The 21,024-nt window shown below is 70.6% G+C and carries 14 protein-coding genes and 1 pseudogene; 9 read left to right on the top strand and 6 right to left on the bottom strand.

Annotated features, from left to right (window positions below; translation table 11 throughout):
• Nucleotides 1-6: 6 nt before the first annotated feature.
• Both metX and FXO23_RS20605 read right to left on the bottom strand, forming a co-directional pair.
• The gene (metX, locus tag FXO23_RS20610) at nucleotides 7-1,134 is read right to left on the bottom strand and encodes a homoserine O-acetyltransferase MetX (protein ID WP_158887013.1); all 1,128 of its coding nucleotides are present in this window, start codon (nucleotides 1,132-1,134) and stop codon (nucleotides 7-9) included.
• Nucleotides 1,135-1,148: 14 nt separating this feature from the next.
• Nucleotides 1,149-2,465: a bifunctional o-acetylhomoserine/o-acetylserine sulfhydrylase gene (locus FXO23_RS20605; RefSeq protein WP_158887012.1), complete on the bottom strand. Its 1,317-nt coding sequence runs from the start codon at nucleotides 2,463-2,465 to the stop codon at nucleotides 1,149-1,151.
• A 223-nt stretch (nucleotides 2,466-2,688) separates the two neighbouring features.
• Between FXO23_RS20605 and rdmE the strand changes: the two genes are divergently transcribed.
• On the top strand, nucleotides 2,689-4,281 hold the full coding sequence (rdmE, locus tag FXO23_RS20600) for an aklavinone 12-hydroxylase RdmE (RefSeq protein ID WP_158887011.1): 1,593 nt from the start codon (nucleotides 2,689-2,691) through the stop codon (nucleotides 4,279-4,281).
• Nucleotides 4,282-4,357: 76 nt separating this feature from the next.
• Here rdmE and FXO23_RS20595 read toward each other — a convergent pair whose 3' ends face one another.
• Nucleotides 4,358-4,744: a glyoxalase superfamily protein gene (locus FXO23_RS20595; protein ID WP_158887010.1), complete on the bottom strand. Its 387-nt coding sequence runs from the start codon at nucleotides 4,742-4,744 to the stop codon at nucleotides 4,358-4,360.
• 73 nt (nucleotides 4,745-4,817) lie between these two features.
• On the opposite strand from FXO23_RS20595, the gene FXO23_RS20590 reads away from it, so the two are divergent.
• The 3 genes from FXO23_RS20590 to FXO23_RS20580 are packed head-to-tail and all read left to right on the top strand — an operon-like array spanning nucleotide 4,818 to nucleotide 7,176.
• On the top strand, nucleotides 4,818-5,174 hold the full coding sequence (locus tag FXO23_RS20590) for a PadR family transcriptional regulator (RefSeq protein WP_158887009.1): 357 nt from the start codon (nucleotides 4,818-4,820) through the stop codon (nucleotides 5,172-5,174).
• A complete protein-coding gene (locus tag FXO23_RS20585; protein WP_158887008.1) occupies nucleotides 5,171-5,620 on the top strand; it encodes a VOC family protein in 450 nt (149 codons plus the stop codon). The genes FXO23_RS20590 and FXO23_RS20585 overlap by 4 nt, the downstream gene beginning before the upstream one ends.
• Nucleotides 5,620-7,176: a PucR family transcriptional regulator gene (locus FXO23_RS20580; RefSeq protein WP_158887007.1), complete on the top strand. Its 1,557-nt coding sequence runs from the start codon at nucleotides 5,620-5,622 to the stop codon at nucleotides 7,174-7,176. Before FXO23_RS20585 ends, FXO23_RS20580 begins: the two co-directional genes overlap by 1 nt.
• A 42-nt stretch (nucleotides 7,177-7,218) precedes the next feature.
• Here the strand turns inward: FXO23_RS20580 and FXO23_RS20575 are convergent, their stop codons facing one another.
• Complete coding sequence (locus tag FXO23_RS20575) at nucleotides 7,219-8,163, bottom strand: zinc-binding dehydrogenase (RefSeq protein WP_158887006.1); 945 nt, start codon at nucleotides 8,161-8,163, stop codon at nucleotides 7,219-7,221.
• Between the two features lie 194 nt (nucleotides 8,164-8,357).
• Here FXO23_RS20575 and ald point away from each other — a divergent pair, with 194 nt between their 5' ends.
• The 5 genes and pseudogenes from ald to FXO23_RS20550 all read left to right on the top strand — a co-directional run bounded on the left by ald (nucleotide 8,358) and on the right by FXO23_RS20550 (nucleotide 16,699).
• Nucleotides 8,358-9,473: an alanine dehydrogenase gene (gene ald / locus FXO23_RS20570; protein ID WP_158887005.1), complete on the top strand. Its 1,116-nt coding sequence runs from the start codon at nucleotides 8,358-8,360 to the stop codon at nucleotides 9,471-9,473.
• Between the two features lie 765 nt (nucleotides 9,474-10,238).
• Nucleotides 10,239-11,354, top strand: coding sequence for an ABC transporter ATP-binding protein (locus tag FXO23_RS20565; RefSeq protein ID WP_158887004.1), 1,116 nt, complete (start codon nucleotides 10,239-10,241; stop codon nucleotides 11,352-11,354).
• A 2-nt stretch (nucleotides 11,355-11,356) separates the two neighbouring features.
• Nucleotides 11,357-12,241: an ABC-2 transporter permease gene (locus FXO23_RS20560; RefSeq protein ID WP_158887153.1), complete on the top strand. Its 885-nt coding sequence runs from the start codon at nucleotides 11,357-11,359 to the stop codon at nucleotides 12,239-12,241.
• Nucleotides 12,242-12,299: 58 nt separating this feature from the next.
• Nucleotides 12,300-16,094 carry an ABC transporter ATP-binding protein gene (locus FXO23_RS20555; RefSeq protein ID WP_158887003.1) on the top strand — a complete coding sequence of 1,265 codons (3,795 nt, stop codon included), beginning with the start codon at nucleotides 12,300-12,302 and terminating at the stop codon, nucleotides 16,092-16,094.
• Nucleotides 16,091-16,699: pseudogene (locus FXO23_RS20550) on the top strand (DUF4291 domain-containing protein). The gene FXO23_RS20555 and the pseudogene FXO23_RS20550 overlap by 4 nt, the downstream one beginning before the upstream one ends.
• 25 nt (nucleotides 16,700-16,724) lie before the next feature.
• Here FXO23_RS20550 and FXO23_RS20545 read toward each other — a convergent pair.
• Nucleotides 16,725-17,192, bottom strand: coding sequence for a hypothetical protein (locus tag FXO23_RS20545; protein WP_158887002.1), 468 nt, complete (start codon nucleotides 17,190-17,192; stop codon nucleotides 16,725-16,727).
• A 6-nt stretch (nucleotides 17,193-17,198) separates the two neighbouring features.
• Nucleotides 17,199-21,024 (bottom strand): RHS repeat-associated core domain-containing protein (locus FXO23_RS20540; protein ID WP_158887001.1); only part of this gene is annotated, 3,826 nt, incomplete at its 5' end.

Here is a 21,024-nt window from a genome sequence, read left to right as displayed (position 1 = left end):
GGGAGGTCACCCGATCAGAGACTTGACGAGGGCGGCGATCTGGTCGGTTTCGATGAGGAACGAGTCGTGGCCGTAGGGGGAGGAGATCACCGCGGCTTCGGCGGCGCCCGGGATCCCGGCGGCCAGCTCGCGTGACTGGTAGAGCGGGTAGAGGCGGTCGCTGTCCACTCCGGCGACGACCGTGCGGGCGCGAACCCCCGAGAGCGCGGCGCCGATACCGCCCCGGTCCCGGCCCACGTCGTGCGTGTTCATCGAGCGGGTGAGCAGGAGGTAGCTGTTCGCGTCGAAGCGGTGCACGAGTTTGCGCGCGTGGTGGTCCAAATAGGACTCGACGGAGAAACGGCCGCCGTGTAAGGGTTCTTCGCCGGATTGGGGAACGCGGCCGAAGCGGCGGGTGAGTTCCGGTTCGCTGCGGTAGGTGACGTGCGCGATCCGGCGGGCGATGCCGAGGCCGTGATGCGGCCCGTCGCCCGGCGCGGCGTGGTAGTAGTCGCCGCCGCGCCAGTTCGGGTCGCCGGTGATCGCGTGCAGCTGGGGCGAGGCCCAGGCGATCTGTTCCGCCGAGGCGGCGGCGGGCGCGGCCAGCAGCAGGAGCGCCTCGACCCGGCCCGGATGCGTCACCGCCCATTCCAGGGCCCGCATACCGCCCATGGAACCGCCCAGCACGGCGGCCCAGCGATCGATGCCCAGGGCGTCGGCGAGCACCGCCTCGGCGGCCACCTGGTCGCGGACGGTCAGCGCGGGAAACCTGCTGCCCCAGGGCTTTCCGTCCGGATCGGGGCTCGCCGGGCCGGTCGAGCCCTGGCAGCCGCCGAGCACGTTCGGGACGACGACGAAGAGTTCGCTCGTGTCCAGCGCGCGGCCCGGGCCGATCAGTCCGTCCCACCAGCCGGGGCTCGGGTGGCCGGGTCCGGCCTCGCCCGCGGCGTGGCTGTCGCCGGTCAGGGCGTGCTCGACCAGCACCGCGTTGGAACGGTCCGGGTTCAGCGTGCCCCAGGTCTCGTAGGCGAGTTCGAATCCCGGCAGCGCGCCGCCTGCCTCCAGCCGCAACGGCCAGGCGCTGCGCACCCATTTGCGCCGCCCCGGCGGATCTCCCGCCCGCCACGCTCCGGTGACGGGCGGAAGATCGTCCACTATGGACTCCGAAGTCACAGAGCTGCCTTGGCCGCCCGGAATCCGGCGTCGAGATCGGCCTTGAGATCCTCGATGCCCTCCAGCCCGACCGCGAGCCGCACCAGGCCCGGGGTGACCCCGCTGGCGAGCTGCTCCTCCGGCTGGAGCTGGCTGTGCGTGGTGCTCGCCGGGTGCACGATCAGGCTGCGCACGTCGCCGATGTTCACCAGCTGGCTGTGCAACTCGGTGCCGTCGACGAACTTCCGGCCCGCCTCGACCCCGCCGCGCAGGTCGAACGACAGCACCGCGCCCGCGCCACCGGGCAGGTACTTCCGCGCCGCCGCGTGGTACGGGCTGGACGGCAGGCTCGCGTAGTAGACCTTCTCCACCTCGTCCCGGGTCTCCAGCCACTCGGCGAGTTGCCGAGCGTTCGACACGTGCCGCTCGATGCGCAGCGACAGCGTTTCGATCCCCTGCAGGATAAGGAAACTGTTCAGCGGCGAGATGGCCGCCCCGGTGTCGCGCAGCAGTTGCACGCGCGCCTTCGCCGCGTAGGCGCCCGGCCCGAGCGCCTCCCAGTACTTCAGGCCGTGGTAGCTCGGGTCGGGTTCGCTGAAGCCGGGGAACCGTTCCGGGTGCTCGCCGAAGTCGAAGGTGCCGCCGTCGACCAGCACGCCGGCGATCGTGGTGCCGTGGCCGCCGAGGTACTTGGTGGCCGAGTGGATCACCACGTCGGCGCCGTGCTCGATCGGCCGCAGCAGGTACGGCGTCGGCACCGTGTTGTCCACCACGAGCGGCACGCCGACCTCGTGCGCGACCCCGGCGACGCCCGCGATGTCGAACACGTTGCTGCCCGGGTTGGCCAGGGTCTCCCCGAAGAACAGCTTGGTGTTCGGCCGCGCCGCGGCGCGCCACTGGTTCAGGTCGTCCTGGTCCTCGACGAAGGTGACCTCGATGCCGAGTTTCGGCAGCGTGTAGTGGAACAGGTTGTAGGTGCCGCCGTAGAGCTTCGGGCTGGACACGAAGTGGTCGCCGGAGTTGGCGAGGTTGAGGACCGCCGCGTTGGTGGCGGCCGTGCCCGAGGCGAACGCGAGCGCGGCCACGCCGCCCTCCAGCGCGGCCACCCGCTGCTCCAGGACCTCCTGCGTCGGGTTGTTGATCCGGGTGTAGATGTTGCCCGGCTCGGCGAGGCTGAACAGATCGGCGCCGTGCTGGCTGTCCCGGAAGACGTACGAGGTGGTCTGGTAGATCGGGGTCGCCCGGGCGCCCGTCGCGGTGTCCGGGGCCGCGCCCGCGTGGATCTGCTTGGTCTCGAACGACCATGCGCTCGTGTCGGGTCCATCCGCGGTCATCGGGATTCTCCTTGTGGTTCAACGTGATGAGGAATGCGGGCGCGCGTGTCCAGCCAGGCTGCGGCCGACGCTAGCGACCGTGCGGGCCCCGCCCAACGGCTCCCAACCCGTGAGAGCCGCGCGGACACCGCCGGGAGGCCTCTCTGCCAGATTCCACTTGCCTGCCGAATATCTCTGTTGCTAAGATACTTTGTAGTTCGAACATCGCAGACAGGGAGAGATTATGGCCGAGGAACGCGTCGAGGTGCTGGTCGCAGGGGCGGGGCTGGGTGGGCTGTCCGCCTCGATGTTCCTGGCCCAGCACGGCGTGGACGTGCTGACCGTGGAGCGGCACCCGGGCACCGCCATCCATCCGAGAGCGACCGGGCAGAGCTGGCGGACCATGGAACTGTTCCGCTGGGCGGGAATCGACCAGCGCGTGCTGAACGCCAGCGGCCGCGCTTCGCTGGGGCTGCGGGTCACCGTCGCGTCCAGCCTCAACGGCCGGATCTTCCACCAGATCGTGGAGGACGGCGACGAACTCGCGGTCGCTCCGGTCGTCGGCGTCCAGGCCGGGATGGCGGGCCAGGACGTCGCGGAGCCGATCATGCTGGAGCGCGCCCGGGAGCTGGGCGCACGGGTCCGGTTCTCCACCGAACTGGTTTCCTTCGAGCAGGACGCCGAGGGCGTGCACGCGGTGCTCCGGCAGCGCGACACCGGCGAGGAAACCGCCGTGCACGCGCGGTACCTGGTGGCCGCGGACGGCGGGCGCAGCCCGATCCGCGAGCGGCTGGGCATCGCGACCGAGGGCGTCGGCACCATCGGCAACCAGATCGGTGTCGTCTTCGACGCCGACCTGGGCGACCGGCTCCGGCCGAACGTCACCGAGCTGTACTACCTGCAGAACGAGCACTTCACCGGCGCCCTGGTGAACACCGACATCCCGGGGCGGTTCGTGTTCGCGCCGGACTACCACCCGGAGCGCGGCGAAACCCTGGCGGACTACCCGCCCGAGCGGCTGACGGAACTGATCCGCATCGCGACCGATCTGCCCGAGCTGGCACCGGACATCGTCTGGACCGGCGCCTGGGAGATGGCCGCGCGGATCGCCACCGACTTCCGCGCGGGCCGGGTGTTCCTGGTCGGCGACGCGGCGAAGGTGACCCCGCCGACCGGCGGCATGGGCGGGAACACCGCGGTCGGCGACGGGCACGACATCGCGTGGAAACTCGCGGCCGTGCTGCGCGGCGCGGCGGGCCCGGGGCTGCTGGACACCTACCAGGCGGAGCGGAAGCCGTATGCCGAGAAGGTGGTGAACACCTCGCTGCACTACGCGAAACACCGCATGGTGCCCGACCTGGACACCAGCGAACTGCCGCCGCCCAGCGACCCGTTCGGGCTGCTGCTCGGTTTCCGCTACCGGTCGGCGGCGGTGCTCCCGGCCGACGACGACCCCGAGCCGACCGAGGACCCGATGAAGCCCAGCGGCCGCGCGGGTTTCCGGGCGCCGCACGTGCCGATCACGGTCGACGGCGAGGCGAAGTCCACAGTGGACTTGCTCGGCCGCGGCTGGGTGCTGTTCGGCGGGTCCGGCGGCGAGGCCTGGCGCGAGGCGGCGGCGAAAGCGGCCGCGGAAAGCGGTGTGCCGATCGCGTGCCACCTGGCGGGCGTGGACTTCGGCGACCCGGAGGACCACTTCGCGCGGCGGTACGGGATCGGCCCCGAGGGCGCGACGCTGATCCGCCCGGACGGGATCGTGGCGTGGCGCAGCGTCGAGGCGAGCGCGGACCCCACCGGCACCCTGTGGGACGTGCTGGCCCGGGTGCTCGACCGGTAACGCGTCCGGCTGTCATGAGGGGACCCCTCCTGACGAATTTCGTCCTGAGGGGTCCCCTCATGACAACGGTCGGGAGTCACGCCTCGCGTTGCTGGAGGGCGAACCGGTTGCCCTCGGAGTCGGTGAACATCGACGACCAGCCCCAGGGTTGTTCGGCGGGTTCGGCCGGGAAGTCCACGCCCTTCGCGGACAGTTCCCGGTAGGTCTGCTGGACATCGTCGGTGTAGAAGAAGAAGTTCGAGGTCGGCAGGTCGCCGCGAACCGGGAACTGGTCCTCCTCGTCCTCGCTGAGGATCAGTGCGGTCCCGCCGTCGGCCGAGGTCACCTCCACCCACCGTTTGCCCGTGTCGCCGTAGGGAACGTCGGTGGTGACGGTGAAACCGACGGTCTCCGTCCAGAACTTCTTGGCTCGTTCCTGATCCTTGACCCCCACCACGACCTTGCTGACCCCGCGAATCGGCATGGCCCGCTCCTTACTCCATCCGGCCGGTATATCCACATCGGATACAACTATGCCGGAGTGTATGCTTCGGCCCATGGCGGACGGCAACCCACCCCCGCTTACGCCCGCGGCCTTCCAGGTGGTGCTCGCCCTCGCGGGCGGCAAAGCACACGGCTACGGCATCATGGGCTTCGTCAACGAGCTGACCGGCGGCTCGGTCCAGCTCGGCCCGGGCACCCTCTACCGCACGCTCGCGCGGCTGGCCGCCGACGGTCTGGTGGAGGAAATCACCGGCATGCGCGAGAACGAGCCGCACGACGCGCGGCGCCGCTATTACCGGTTGACCGATCTCGGCTGGCGCGCCGCGGTCCGGGAAACCGAGCTGCTCCAACGCCTGCTCGACGCCGCGGCCGACGCCGGATTGTCTTCCCGGCGAGCGGATTCCGCATGAGCGGGAAGCGCAGCCGGACGCTCGGGATCGTGCCACATTTGTTCGTCCAGGATGTAACAACCGCGCTTTCCTTCTACAAAAACGCATTCGGTGCGGTCGAACTGTTCCGCAACGTGCTTCCGGATGGCACCATTCTGTTTCTGGAGCTCGCAGTAGGGGACGCGCGGCTCCTGATCAGTGAGGAGATTCCGCAACTGGACGCGTTGGCACCGACCACCCTCGGCGGCAGCCCGATGCTGCTCGTACTGGAGACCGCGGATCCCGACGACCTCGCTCGCCGGGCGGTTTTCGCGGGCGCCACGATCGAAGCGCCGGTCGAGGAGATGTTCTTCGGCGAACGCTACGGCCGCGTGGTCGACCCGTTCGGCCACCGCTGGGCGCTCACCACGAAACGCGAGCAGCTGACCCCCGACGACATCGACGCCCGCACCCCGCCCGAGGTCTGATGGTTTCGGTACGCAGCGTCGTCGACCGGGTGGGGCCGACCCTCCTGCAGGCTTTGCAGCTGCCGGAGCACTGCCCGGCGGCCGCGGACGTGGTCATCGCCGAACCCGGGGCGCCGAGTCATCTGGCCGCGGGCGATCTCGTGCTCGCGGTCGCCACCGCGGACCTCGACGAGGCCGTCGCCCTGGTGCGCGGCAGCGCGGAGCACGGCGCCGCCGCGGTGCTGTTCAAACCGCCGCTGGCCGGGAAACCCGCGGTCCGCCGCGCGGCGAAGGCCGCCGACATCGCCCTGATCGAGGTGAGCGCGGCCGCCTCCTGGGCGCAGCTGGTGTGGCTGCTGCGCACCGTGCTGGACGCGATCGCCGACGAATCCGAATCCCTGGAGAACGGCGCGGATCCCGGCGCCAGCGATCTGTTCCGGCTGGCCGACGCGGTGGCCTCGGTCGTCGACGCGCCGGTGACCATCGAGGACACCAATTCGCGCGTGCTCGCCTATTCGGCGCGCCAGGACCTCACCGATTCCGCGCGCGTGTCCACCATCATGGGGCGCCGCATCCCGGACGACGTGCTCGCCCGGTTCCGCTCACGCGGCGTCTTCCGCGAGCTTTCCCGTGGGCGGCAGACGATTTTCGTGCCCGCGCAGCGGGACGGCACGCTGCCGCGGCTGATCGTGCCGATTCGGATGGGCGGCGAACTGCTCGGCTCGATGTGGGCCGTGGTCGCCGGTCCGGTGTCCGACGAACGAGCCGCGGCGTTCGCCGACGCGGCGCCGGTGGTCGCGCTGCACCTGTTGCGGCGGCGCGCCCACGCCGACGCGCAGCGGCGGGCATCGGCGGAACTGCTGCGGGCGGTGCTGGAGGGGAAGGCCAGCCCGCGCAAGGCCATGGCCGAACTCCAGCTGACCGAGGAACCGCATCGCGTGGTCGTGGTCGACACCGAGGCCGAGGGGTTGCGGTTGTCCTTGCTGGAACGGGTTTCCCAGGGCGTGGGGCGGCGTCCGGTGGCCACCGAACTCGGCGGGCGGCTCTACGCGGTGGTGCCGGACGGCGAAGGCAGCGGCACCTGGGGCGAACTGCGCGCGGCGCTGTCCGAGGTCCCGGCGAACGGGAGCCGGGGCGCCGAATCGCTGCGCGTCGCCGCCGGGGGCGCGGGTGAGATCGCCGAACTGGCCCGTTCGCGGGCACAGGCCGAGGAAACGCTCGGGGTGCTGCGCGCGGGACTGGTCGAGGGCCCGGTGGTGAGCTTCGACGAGGTGTGGACCGCGCTGACCCTGCACCGGACGGCCACCGCCGCGTCCGCGGCGAAGATCACCGATCTCGGCCCGCTCGAGAAATTGCGCGCCCACGACGAGGCGCACGACACCGGGTACGCGGAAACGCTTTACGAATGGCTGCGGCACCCGGCGAATCCGCGGGCCGCAGCGAAGGCCCTGCGGATCCACCCCAACACCCTGCGGTACCGGATGCGCCGCCTGCTCGAACTGGTCCCGCTGGATCTCGAGGATCCGGATGTGCGGCTCGCCCTGCTGTCCCAGCTGATCGCCGCGCGCTGGGCGTGAGCGAACCGACCACAATGGACTAACCGGCGGTCCCGACGGTCGTCACGGGACGAGCAGGGTCTTGCCGACCGCGGCCCGCGTTTCGATGGCGGCGTGCGCGTCCGCCGCGCGGTCCAGCGGGAACCGTTGCCCGATCAGCGGTTTCAACCGCCCGGTCGCGGCCCCGGCCAGCGCGCTCTCGGCGAACTCGCGCAGTTCCTCCGGTGACCCCAGCGGCCCGTTCAGCAGGGTGACCTTCCGCTCCCGGGCGAGTTCGTCGGCGATGTCCGCCCACGCGCCGCTGGCCAGCCCGTAGCTGAGCATCCGCCCGCCGGGCGCGATCAGTTCGAACGCGGCCGCGCCGATCTCGCCGCCGACCCCGTCGAACACCACGTCGACCTCGCCGACCCGGTCCGTCCAGCCCGCTTCCCGGTAGTCGACGACCTGGTCGGCGCCGTGCTCGCGGGCGACGTCGAGTTTGCGCCCGCCGCCCGCCGCGCCGACCACCCAGGCGCCCTCGGCCTTGGCGAGCTGGACGAGCAGGCCGCCGACCCCGCCCGCGGCGGCCTCGACCAGCACCCGGTCCCCCGGTTTCAGCGCCGCCTTCCGGATCAGCCCGGTGGCCGTGCGCCCGTCGGCCAACAGCGCGACCGCTTCGTCGAGTTCGACCCCGTCGGGCACGCCGAACACCCCGGCCGCGTCCACCACGACCCGCTCCGCGTAGGCGCCCGATCCGCCGGTCGCGGTCACCACGCGGCGGCCGAGCAGTCCCCGGTCGACCCCGTCCCCGACCGCGCTGATCGCCCCGCCGACGCCGTTGCCCGGGATCATCGGCAGTTCGGGCCGGTACGGCCCCTGGCCGGTGGCGCGGAACTGGGTTTCCACGAACGTGATGTTGACGAACGCCACCTCGACGAGCACCTGCCCCGGCCCGGGGACCGGATCCGGCGCCTCCCCCGGTCTCAGCACCTCGGGACCACCGAACTCCGCCAGCCACACCGCGCGCATACCCAGGACCCTCCCTTCACCATTTCGCCCCACCAGCCTGCTGGCTCTACCTAACTTGAGGTCAACAAGTTGTCCCGCGATGACGATCACTCCGGGGTAAGATTGTCTTCTCGGCACGATGACACCGCCGTCCGGGTGGTTCACGGTGGGCAGCAACACGCCGTCCACAGACACAGGCAACGCAGGAGGCAGCCGTGCGGATCGCCGTCCCCCGGGAAATCAAGAAGCACGAATACCGGGTCGCCCTGACCCCGGCCGGCGTGCACGAACTGGTCGGCCGCGGGCACGACGTGTTCATCGAGACCGACGCGGGCCTCGGCTCCGCGATCACCGACGAGGAGTACCTGGCCGCCGGCGCCAAGATCCTGGCCACGGCCGAGGAGACCTGGGCCGAGGGCGAGCTGGTGCTCAAGGTCAAGGAGCCGATCGCGGCGGAGTACGGGCGGCTGCGCTCGGACCAGGTGCTGTTCACCTACCTGCACCTGGCCGCGGACCGCGCGCTGACCGACGCGCTGCTCCAGGCGGGCACCACCGCGATCGCCTACGAAACCGTGCAGACCCCGAACCGCGCGCTGCCGCTGCTCGCCCCGATGTCGGAGGTGGCCGGCCGGCTGGCGCCGCAGGTGGGCGCGTACGCGCTGATGAAGCCGAGCGGCGGCCGGGGCGTGCTGCCCGGCGGGATCCCCGGGGTGCACCCGGCGCGGGTCGTGGTGATCGGCGGCGGGGTGGCCGGGCTGAACGCGGCGCGGGTCGCGCTGGGGCTGGGTTCGGACGTGGAGATCCTGGACACCAACGTCGACCGGCTGCGCCAGATCGACAACGACTTCGGCGGGCGGATCCGGACGGTCACCTCGAACGCGTTCTCGGTCGAGCAGGCCGTGCTGGAGGCGGACCTGGTGATCGGCGCGGTGCTGGTGCCGGGCGCGAAGGCGCCGAAGCTGGTGTCCAACGACCTGGTGTCCCGGATGAAGCCGGGCAGCGTGCTGGTGGACATCGCGATCGACCAGGGCGGCTGCTTCGCCGACTCGCGGCCGACCACGCACGACGAGCCGACCTACCAGGTGCACAACTCGGTTTTCTACTGCGTGGCGAACATGCCGGGCGCGGTGCCGCGGACGTCGACCTACGGGCTGACCAACGTGACCCTGCCCTACGCGGTGCAACTCGCCGACCACGGCTGGCACGCCGCCCTGAACGCCGACCCGAGCCTGGCCAAGGGCCTCAACACGCACGCGGGCTCGCTCACCAACGAACCGGTCGCCGTCGCCCACGAGCTGCCGCACACCCCCCTGGCCACCGCGCTCGCCTGAGCCACACCACGCAGGAGCGAGGGACCTTTACTCCGGTTTATCGGTAGTAAAGGTCCCTCGCTCACGTCTCCCGGCAGCAAACCTCCCTTCCTGCCGCCACACGGCCCAGCCACCCCCGCACGCCTGAACGTGCAACTCGCGCACCTGAACGTGCAACTCGCGTGCGCGAACGTGCAACTCGCCGACCGGCACGCAGAACTCAGGCGACCAAAACGGGCACTCGCACACCCAGAACGAGAACCCGACGCTGGTCCAAACCACCGCGCCAGCCCACGCCTACCTACTCAGCGAACCGGCGCTGGTCCACCCCAAACGCGCCCAGCCCACCCAACGCAAGGAGCTCGTAACGTGGGGGTGTGGGGGGTCGCCCCCCCACAGGGAAACGGGACACCGGGAAGGGAGCCGAAGGCCTCCCGAACAAGGCAAGGGCGGCCCGCTCAACCAGCCTGGGGGTCACTGGGAGCGGGCCGCCGAGTACTAGCTTAGGTGGTCGCGCGCGAGTTCGCTGCATCGCCCCCTCAACTCGAGCGAATTTGTTCAACCGGCGACTCTCCGCGATCGCCTGATCTCCCCCGGTTCGGCCGCCCAGACCTGCGCTTTTGCCGGTCGGCACGGCGTGAGCCACTTCGAGCACCGGCGACGGATCGTGACGAAAATCGCTACCCGCGGGTTGGGCACTTCAGCGTGTCCGGACTGACCCGGTAAGGCAGGATGTCCGCCAGCCAGATCCCCCGGCGGGGATCGCCGACCAAGAAGGGGGCAGGCATGCAGCACGACGGCAGCGGCCGCATCTCCGTACAGAACCTGAGCAAGCGGTTCGGTGCGGTCGCCGCGGTGCAGAACCTGAGCTTCACCGTGGAGCCGGGCACGGTCACCGGTTTTCTCGGGCCGAACGGCGCGGGTAAGACGACGACCCTCCGGATGCTGCTCGGACTGGTGACACCGACCGCGGGCACGGCGACGATCAACGGCCGCCCGCACGACCAGCTGGGCAATCCGGCCCGGGTCGTCGGCTCGGTGCTGGAGAACGAGGGCTTCCACCCGAAGCGGACCGCGCGCAACCACCTGCTGGTGTACGCCGCGGCGATCGGGGTGCCGGATCAGCGCGCGGATCAGGTGCTGTCCCTGGTCGGCCTGTCGTCGGCGGCCAACCGGCGCGCGGGCGACTTCTCGCTGGGCATGCGGCAACGGCTGGCGCTGGCCACCGCGCTGCTCGGCGATCCGCAGGTGCTGGTGCTGGACGAACCGGCGAACGGGCTGGACCCGGAGGGCATCGTGTGGCTGCGCAACTTCCTGCGCGCCTACGCGAACGAGGGCCGGACCGTGCTGGTGTCGAGTCACCTGCTGGCCGAGGTCGAGCAGACCATCGACCAGGTCGTGATCATCAGCGCCGGGATCACCCGGTACTACGGTTCGCTGGATCAGCTCCGCGCGAGCCAGCAGTCCCGCGTCCTGGTGCAGCCGGCGGACGCGAGCGCACTGGTGAAGGCGCTGCAGGAGGGCGGGTTCTCCCAGGTGGAGCCGACGCCGGACGGGCGGGTCGCGGTGATCGGGGCGACGACCCAGCAGATCGGTGACCTGACCGCGAAGTCCGGGATCGCCGTCTACGGCATGCAGGAGGAACGCGCCGACCTCGAGCGCCTGTTCTTCCAGCTCACACAGGGCCAGTACGCCGCGGCACCGCAGTACCAGCAACAGCAGCAGTACCAGCAGCCGCCGCAGCAGGGCGGCTGGGGCGGTCCGCCGCAGCAGGGCTACCAGCAGCCGCCGCAGTACCAGCAACAGCAGCCGTATCAACAGCCGCCGCAACAGCCGTATCAACAAGGTCCGCAGGCCCACCAGCAGGGGCCGCAGGGTGGCGACTGGGGAGGTCAGCGCTGATGATGGGCAACCTGATCAAGGCGGAGTTCCGCAAGACCCTCACCACGAAGAGCTGGTGGGGGCTGATGATCCCGGCGGTCCTGTTCGCCTTCCTGTTCGCGTTGATCTGGGGTTTCCTGACCAACGACATCGCGGACTTCCTGGGCAGCCGGGACACCCGGGAGATCACCGAGGCGCTGGGGATCCAGGCCGGGGAGCTGCCGGTGGGCCTGCTCGCGCTGGGGCACGGCGTGAACATCGGCACGATGTTCCCGGTCATCTTCGGGGTGTTCGCCCTCGCCGGCGAGTACAGCAAGAAGACGATCACGACGACGTTCCTCACCGCCCCGAACCGCGTCTCCGCGCTGACCGCGAAGATGATCACCTACATCGGCTGGGGCCTGATCTACGGCATCGTGATCATCGCGGCGTCCAGCCTGGCCACCGCGATCACCGTGGACAGCCAGCGCCTGCCCACCGCGAGCCAGTGGCTCGGCGTGCTCGGCGCGGGCCTCCTGGCGACCGTGCTGTCGACCCTGTTCGGGATCGGCGTCGGCGCGGTGTGGAACAGCGTGGTGGGCAGTGTGGTCACGCTCACCATCTGGATGCTGATCGTGGAGAACGTGCTGGTGTTCGTCTCCTTCGGCTGGCTCCGGATCGAATGGCTCGGCGGCGTCCTGCCGAACGGCACGGTGAACGGGATCGTCGGCGCGATCGGCGCGGAGGCGTTCGGCGCGGCGGGGGTCAAGGTGCCCGGCCTGGACAAGGAGACCACCTGGTTCCTGCAGTACTTCGCGGGCGCTCCGGGCGCGTTCTCCTGGTGGGCCTCGGCGCTGATCTTCTTCGCCTGGACCATGATCTTCTTCGTCGGCGGCTGGGCCGCGAACCAGAAGCGCGACATCACGTGAGCGCTCCCGGCCGGGTTGTGTCGCGGTGCCTGTCGGTGCCGCGACATAACCTGGTCGAGTGACGACTGCCCCACCACGACCCCGCACCCGCGCGCCGGAAGAGGCCAGCCCCGCCGGGGGCCCGGGCTGGATCCGGCGGCTCGCCGCCGCCTGCTGGCGGCACCGCGCGCTGGTCGTGCTGTCGTTGTGCGCCGCGATGTTCGGCGTCGGCCTGCAGGCGGCGGGCCCGCTGCTGGTGAAGGTCGCGGTCGACGACGCCGTGGCCGGGCACACCACCCGCCTGGTCTGGCTCGCCGCGGCCCTGCTCGGGCTGCAGCTGCTGACCTTCGGCACCGCGTTCATCCGCCGCTACGTCGGCGGGCGGCTCGCCCTGGACGTCCAGCACGACCTGCGGCAGGCGGTGTTCGGCGCGGTGTCGCGGCTCGACGGCGGCAAGCAGGATTCCCTGCGCACCGGGCAGATCGTCTCGCGCGCCATCTCCGATCTGCAGCTGGTCACCGCGATCCTGATGCAGGTCCCGCTGTCCGCGGGCTCGGTGATCTTCGCGCTGCTCGCCCTCGGCGCCATGCTCTGGTTGTCCCCCGCGTTGACCCTGATCGCACTGGTGATCACCCCGGCCGTGGCGTTCGTGGTCGCGCGCAGCCGGAAACGGCTGTTCCCGGCGACCTGGTCGGCACAGCAGCGCGCGGCCGATCTGGCCCAGCACGTGGAGGAGACGGTCACCGGCGTCCGCGTGGTGAAGGGCTTCGGCCAGGAGTCGCGCGAGGTGGCCCGGCTGGAGAAGACGGCCCGGACCCTGTTCGCGGAACGGCTGCGCGCGGCGAAGCTGTCCGCGGTGCCCAGCGCGACCACCGCGGCCCTGCCCGCCGCGGGCCAGGTGGCGGTGCTCGGGGTGGGCGGGATCCTCGCGCTGCGAGGCGAGGTCAGCCTCGGCACGTTCCTCGCCTTCGCGACCTACGTGACCAGCCTGATCGGTCCCGCGCGGATGCTCTCCGGCCTGGTCGTGCAGGCCCAGCTGACCCGCGCGGGCGCGGACCGGGTGTACGAGCTGATCGACGCGCAGCCGGAGGTGCGGGACGCACCGGACGCGCGGCCGCTGCCGGACGGGCCGCTGGAAGTCCGGCTGGACGACGTGCGCTTCGGCTACACCCGCGCCGAACCGGTGCTCGACGGGCTTTCGCTGCACGCGCGCCCGGGCGAGACGCTCGCGCTCGTCGGCACCGCGGGCTCCGGGAAGTCCACGATCTCCTTGCTGCTGCCCAGGTTCTACGACGTGCACTCGGGATCGGTCCGGGTCGGCCCGCTCGATGTCCGGGACGTGAAGCTGACCGAGCTGCGGCGGGCGATCGGCGTGGTGTTCGAGGAGGCGTTCCTGTTCTCCTCGTCGGTGCGCGACAACATCGCCTACGGGCGGCCGGACGCGAGTGACGAGGAGGTCGTCGCCGCGGCGAAGGCCGCCGAGGCGGACGACTTCATCCGCGCGCTCCCGGACGGCTACGACACGGTCGTCGGCGAACGCGGGCTGACCCTGTCCGGCGGGCAGCGCCAGCGGCTCGGGCTGGCCCGCGCGCTGATCACCGATCCGCGGGTCCTGATCCTCGACGACGCCACGTCGGCGGTGGACACGGTCACCGAGGCGGCCATCCACGAGACGCTGCGCTCGGTCACCGCGGAACGCACCACGCTGCTCATCGCGCACCGGCGTTCCTCGCTCGCGCTCGCCGACCGGATCGCGGTCCTCGACGAGGGCCGGGTGGTCGACGTGGGCACGGCCGAGGAGCTGGAAGCGCGGTGCGAGTTGTTCCGCGATCTGGTCGCCGGGCCCGGCGAGGGCGTCGAGAACGTGCACCACCGCGACTGCCGGATCCGCGACGAAACCGGGACGACCCCGGAACTGTGGCCGTCGGCCGAGGCGGCCGACGAGGTCGCCGAGCTGGCCGGGTCGGCGCGGGAGCGCACGCGGCCCGCCGGGGAGGCCGGCGGGGCCGGTGGTTCGCGCGGCCAGGCCGCGCTCAGCGTGCCGCCGACCGAGGAACTCCTGGCAGGGGTGCGGAAGCTCCCGCCCGCCACGGACACGCCCGCGCTGAACGGCACGGACGTGACCGCGCCGGATCCCGGTTTCCGGCTGCGCGGCATGCTGCGCCCGGTGCGCGGACTGCTCGTGCTGGTGGTGGCGCTGGTCGCGCTGGACGCGCTCGCTTCGATCGCGTTGCCCGCGCTGTACCAGCAGGGGGTCGACCACGGCGTGCGCGCGGGCGTCGAACCGGTGGTGTGGCTGGCCGCCGGGGTCGGCGCGCTGGTGATCGCGCTGGACTGGCTGGTCGTCGCGGCGCAGACCCGGCTCACCGCGCGGACCGGCGAAACGGTCCTCTATTCGCTGCGGGTGCGCAGCTACGCGCATCTGCAGCGGCTCGGGCTCGACTACTACGAGCGGGAACTGTCCGGCAAGATCATGACCCGGATGACCACCGACGTCGACGCGCTGTCCACGTTCCTGCAGACCGGGCTGGCCAACGCGGTGGTCAGCGTGCTCACCCTGGCCGGGATCACCGCCGCGCTGGTGCTCACCGACGGTTCGCTCGCGCTGTACGCGTTGTCCGTGGTGCCGGTGCTGATCGTGGCCACGGTGATCTTCCGGCGGCTCGCGTCCGCCGCGTACACCGAGGCGCGGGAACGGGTGAGCCTGGTGAACGCGGATATGCAGGAGAACGTCTCCGGGCTGCGGGTCGCGCAGGCGTACACCCGGGAGGAACGCTCGGCCCAGGCGTTCGCGTCCCGCAGCGACGACTACCGCCGGTCCCGGTTGCGCGCCCAGCGCTACGTGGCCACCTACTTTCCTTTCGTGACCCTGCTTTCCGGGGTCGCGGAGGCGATCGTGCTGGTCGCCGGCGCGAACCGGGTCGCGGACGGGACGCTGTCCCCCGGCGTGCTGCTGGCGTTCCTGCTCTACCTGGGCCTGTTCTTCTCGCCGATCCAGCAGCTGTCCTCGGTGTTCGACGGCTACCAGCAGGCGCGGGTCGGGCTGCGCCGGATCGGTGACCTGCTGCGCACCCCGACTTCGGTGCCCGCGGCCGAGCGACCGGTCGCGGTTCCGGACCAGCTGCGCGGCGAGGTGAACTTCTCGTCCGTCGACTTCGCCTACTCCGGCACGGATTCCCTGGCACTGCGGGACATCTCCCTGAGTGTCCCTTCCGGACAGACGGTCGCGCTGGTCGGCGCGACCGGCGCGGGAAAGTCCACAGTGGTCAAACTGGTCGCCCGGTTCTACGATCCGACCGGCGGCGCGGTGCGGATCGACGGCGTCGACGTGCGCGAGTACGACCTGCCCGGCCTGCGCGCGCGGATGGGCGTGGTGCCGCAGGAGGCGCACCTGTTCTCCGGCACGGTGGCCGACAACGTGCGCTACGGCCGTCCGGCGGCGACCGACGCGGAGGTCGAAGCCGCCGTGCGCTCGGTCGGCGCGCTCGACGGCGTGGCCGCCCTGCCCGCCGGATTCCACCAGCCCGTGGGCGAACGCGGCCGCTCGCTGTCCGCCGGGCAGCGGCAACTGGTCGCCCTGGCCCGCGCCGAACTCGTCGACCCGGACGTCCTGCTCCTCGACGAAGCCACCGCCGCGCTCGACCCGTCCACCGAAGCGGCCGTGCTCCGGGCCACCGAACAACTTTCCCGCCGCCGCACCACGTTCGTCGTCGCGCACCGCCTGGCCACCGCCGCCAAAGCGGACCAGGTCATCGTCCTCGACCAGGGCCGCGTGGTCGAACACGGCACCCACGCCGAACTCCTCGCCGCGGACGGGCACTACGCGAAACTGTGGCGACTCGGCAGTGGCGAGGCCGAGACCAGCCAACCGTGAACAAGTTTCCCCGACGGCAGATCCGGGCCCGCTACACCGAAACGACCATCCGGGTCTACCAGGCCTACTCGCCCGCGATCGCCGAACCCGCCCTGCGCGCGGGCACCTTCGTGCCGCCGTTCAAACGGGAACGGATGACCTGGATCAAACCTTCGTTCTTGTAGATGGCCTACCGCTGCGGCTGGGCCGCGAAGCCCGGCCAGGAACGCGTGCTCGCGATCGACATCACCCGGGGCGGTTTCGCCTGGGCCCTCGAACATTCCGCCCTCAGCCACTTCGACCCCGAAATCCACGCGGACGAGACGTCCTGGTCCGCCCAGGTCGAGCATTCCCCCGTACGCATCCAGTGGGACCCGGAACGCGACCTGCACCACCGCCCCCTGGACCACCGATCGATCCAGATCGGCCTGCGCGGCGAGGCCGTCGACGCCTACGTCGAGAAGTGGATCGTCACCCTGACCGACATCACCGCAACGATGCGCGAGATCGCCACCCACCTGCAAACCGGCAACCTGGACGCGGCCGCGGCCCTGCTGCCGGAAGAACGGCCCTACCCCGTGCCGGAGGAACTGGCCGAGGCGGTGGGGACGACCCCGGTCCGCTGAGTCCGGCCACGGCCAAGGGCGCGCGCTACGCGTCGTAGTCCTCCACGAATTCGATCATGTCGGGATCGTCCGACTTCCGGCCCGCCGTCACCAGCCGCTGGACCAACTCCTCCCGTCCGAGATCTTCCAGCAGTTCGGCCGCACGGCGGAAATCCCAGTAGTCGGCCTCCGGGTCGTCGATCACCCGGCCGACGAAGCCCGGCAACTCCTCGTCCAGCACCTCCACCGGCAGTCCCCGGATGACCTGGCGAACCCAGGCGAGTTCGCCGGGGCCCCCGCGGGCCAGTTCGAGCAGTTCCGGCACCGCCGGGCGCTTCGCCTCGTCCCAGACGTCCGCCAGCACCAGCAGGGCGGTGTCCCGCGACTGGGGTTTCCGCAGCGTTTCGGCCAGGATCTCCCCGATCGGAAGCACGGAAAGCCGGGCAAGGGCTTGCCGATACTGGCGCACCGCCGCGACCGTCGCGTCCCATGCTTCGGACGAATCCGCGTCCACTCCTGCTCACCTTCTCTTCTTGGGAATGTTCCCGGCGTGCTGGGTCTCGATCTCGGCCAGCTTCGCATTGAACTCGTCGCGCGTCATCGGCCGGGTCGCGTAGATGGTGTGGTGCGTCGCCGCTCGCGGTGACCCCTGCACGACATCCCGGCCGTCCGCGACCACGGCGAGGCCTTCCGGGAGCTGGGTTCCGGCCGGAATCCGGTAGTGGTGCCCGGTCAAGGGCGCGTTGCTGATGTCGGAGAACGACGAGGCACCGGCGGGCATGTCCTCGTTCGGGATGGTGCGGCCGGTACCGGGGATGATCGTGCCGTCCTCGGTCATGTTGAAGTCCTTTTCCCGCGCCGGGCGTGGGCCTGGGCTCGGCCCGTCCGGGCTGCCCCCGAACATGTGCAGATCGGTTGGGGTGGTCGTCTGGTGACCGTCATCGTGCCCGCCGCCGGGCGCTGGCGTGAGGCCGAACTGGTCGGTCCACCCGGTCGGGTTCTGCACATAGGCATGCGGGTTGAGCGCGGGCCGCAGTCCGAGCGGGTCGTTGGACACGTACCGCCCGGTCGTCGCGTCGTAGTACCGGTGGTAGTTGTAGTTCATCCCGGTTTCGGGATCGAAGTAGTGCCCGGGGAACCGCAACGGCATGAGCGCGCTCTCGGCACCTTCGTCGCGGCTTCGGCCCCACAGCGTGGTGTTCGCCCGCCACGCCACCTCACCGGCCGGATCGATCAGTTCTTTGGGCGTGCCGATCACATCGGTGACGATCGAATAGAACGCCTCATCGATCGCCGATTGCGGGGTGTCCCGCCCGATGCGCCGGCAGGTCTGGGTGAGTGGTCGCGTGTTCGACGGTTCCCAGTCCCAGGTGATGTTCCGGCCAGACGACTCGATCTGCTCCGCGAGAACACCACCGTCCCAAACGAAATCGACCCGCTCCTCGACCGATCCGTCCTGGGCGGAGAGGCGCTGCTTCGAAGTACGGCGTCCGAGTGCGTCGTAGGTGTACCGCCAGCGGGTGCCGTTCGGGGTGACCACGCCGACCAACCGATCGTCGGCGTTCCACTCGTAATGCCAGGTGTCGGGCTTCGCGGACAAGCGCTTCCGCGAACGCACCACGACCCGGCCCTGCGCGTCGTGACCGTACCGGACCGAACCGGCACTCCGGATCAACGTGCCGCTGTACTCCCGGACGCCCTGGAGGTCGGGCTCGCCTTCGCCCCAGAGACCGGCGGTGATGTTCCCGGATTTGTCGTAGCTGTACCGTTCTCGCGTCCGAGTCCCGTCCACAGCGGTCACGCGGCCGACCGGATCGGTTTCGAACCGTTCCTCGCCACCCAGCAGGTCGCTGAGGACGGCCAGGTTGTCGTCCGGACGGTACCGGTAGGTGCGCCGGTTGACGACCCGCGCCTGCCGGGCACCGGAACCCGCGACGGTCGACAAGGTCTGCGCCGTGAGCCGGTGGTTGACGTCCCAAGACTGCGCCAGGATCGCCCCGGTGTCCAGGAGCCGCTCGACCTCGCGTCCCGCCTCGTCGAAGCGGAAGTGCATCTGCCTGCCCGCGGTCCGCAGGGTGACCGGTCGGGAGGCGGCGTTGTACTCCCACAGGCTTTCCACCCCGGTGGCCGTAATCCGGCGGATACGGCGGCCAAGCCGGTCATAAGTGGAACGCACGGTCCGGCCGTTGACCGTCTCCGCGAGCACCCGGCCGAGCGGATCGCGCTCGAACACGACCTCGGCGTCGTCGTTGACCGCACGCAGGATGCGACCCACCCGGTCGTATTCGAACCGCGTAGACGCGCCTTCCGGGGTGCGGCGTTCGAGCAGGCTGCCCAACACGTCCCGGTGGAACGTCGTCCGGGCGCCGGTACCGTCGACGCGCTCGAGCAGTTGACCGGCCGCGTCCCGGACGTAGGAGAGGGTGCGGCCGTTGAAATCGGTCTCCCGCACCAGGTTTCCGTTGGCGTCGTACTCGTACCGCCAGACCAGGCCTTGCGGGTTGGTCACCGAAATCGGGCGCAGTTCCGAGTCGTAGGCGAATTCGGTCCGCGCACCATCGGCGTTCGTGCGAGCGGAAACGAGATCGAAATGGGTCCGCTCGAGGCGAGTCACGCCACCGGCCGGATCGACGTGCTCGATCTCGTTGCCTTCGCCGTCATAGCGCCAGCTCTCCGTCGAACCGTCGGGACGGGTGCGGGACAACAGCTTGCCTTCCACCGTCCACTGCAGCCTGGTGACACCGCCGACGGGATCGGTGATCGCGCTGACCCGCCCGAACTGGTCTCGGTCATACCGCGTCGTGGCACCGAGCGGATCGACGACCGAAACCGTCAGCCCGGCATCATTGGCCTCGATCCGGTACACGTTGCCGAGCGGGTCAACAACGGAGCTGCGACGCCCCCGTTCGTCATAGGTCGTCGTGGTGGTCGCGCCGGCGGGATCGGTTGTGCTGACGAGGTTCCCGCGCTCGTCGTACCCGTACCGCCAGACCGCGCCGTCCGGATCGATCACCACGACCGGCTGGCCCGCCTCGTCGTACTCGGTGAGCGTCTGGGCCCCATCCGGGCGCGTGATCGCGACGGGGAGCCCGGACTCGTTGTAGAGGAATCTGGTGGTGCGGCCAACGGCGTCGGTCTGCGCGACCAGCCGGTCGTAGCGATCCCACTCGAATCTCGTCTCGCCACCCATCGGGTCGCGTTCGAGCACGATCTGGTTGTGCTCGTTGAAGTAGTGCTTCGTGACGTGACCGAGGGAGTCGGTCTCCGTCGTGACGCGCGCGTCGAGGTCGTACTCGACCGTACCCGCCAACGCGTTCCCCGAACCGTCGGCGCGGACGCAGCGCCCGTCCGGGTCGTAGTGGTATCCGTACCATTCGCCGTTGCGGTCTTCCCAGCGGACCACACGGCCCGCCGCATCATAGGTAAACCGCATCGCCGCGCCCGAGGAGTTGACGACCGCGGCGAGTCGCCGTGCCTCGTCGTACTCGTACCGGACGAGCACGATGTCGGCGCCGTCGGGGTTTCGCAGGCTCACACTCGTGATCCGGCCCGACGCGCTGGCGGTGTCCAGGTGGTACCCCCCGGAATGCCGGATCGCGGACACAAGCCCGTCATCCGTGTGCTCGAGGGTGATGTGGTTTCCGTTGGCGTCCCGGATTTCCCGCAGGGGAACGAACTGCCCTGCCGAACCGGGTCCGAAGTGGAGCGTGCGACCGCGATCCGGTTGCCGGATGAGATACGAACCGTCCGCCAGCCGGCCCAGCGGCCACCTCGCCCCCTCTGCGGGGAGGACCTCCGGGCCGCCGGTCTGCGGGCTGGGATAAACGAGAATGACGCCGTCGGCGCCCGCGAAGCAGACACCTTGCTCGTCGATCTCCAGCCGTTGGTCAAGGGTCGAAGACCAGGAGGGGCCGAACGACCTGCCCGCGCGGTAAGAGGACACGTGGGTTCGTTGCAACAGCAGCGGAAGCGCGGCGTCCAGCCGCACGTCCGTCTGGAGCATGTACATCTCGCCGGTGGCGAGGTCGATGGGTTCCCGCCCCTCGCACCGCTGCTTCGGTTCCTGCGCGCGGTCCCGCGGATTCTCCGCATCCTTGCGCAGAGAGCCGTCGGTTCCCTTGCCACTCGACGTGCCGTCAGGACTCTTCGACGTGCCAGGCGTGTCGGCGCTGCCGGGGCTGGTGCCGTCCGGGCTTTTCGTGCCGTCCGGTTTCGTGTCTGGGGTGTCGGTCTTCGTGCCGGACGGGGTGGTCGATCCGTCCGGTGAGTGGGTTCCGGAGGGGGTGGTGTCGCCCTTGGGGGCGTTGACGTCGGGGCCGTCGATCTTCTTGCCCGCCTTGGCCGCC

It is taken from the genome of Amycolatopsis anabasis (assembly GCF_009765355.1).
Classification (GTDB): Bacteria; Actinomycetota; Actinomycetes; order Mycobacteriales; family Pseudonocardiaceae; genus Amycolatopsis; species Amycolatopsis anabasis.
Note: the sequence above shows the minus strand (reverse complement) of the source record. Positions and strands in the feature narration are given on the sequence as shown.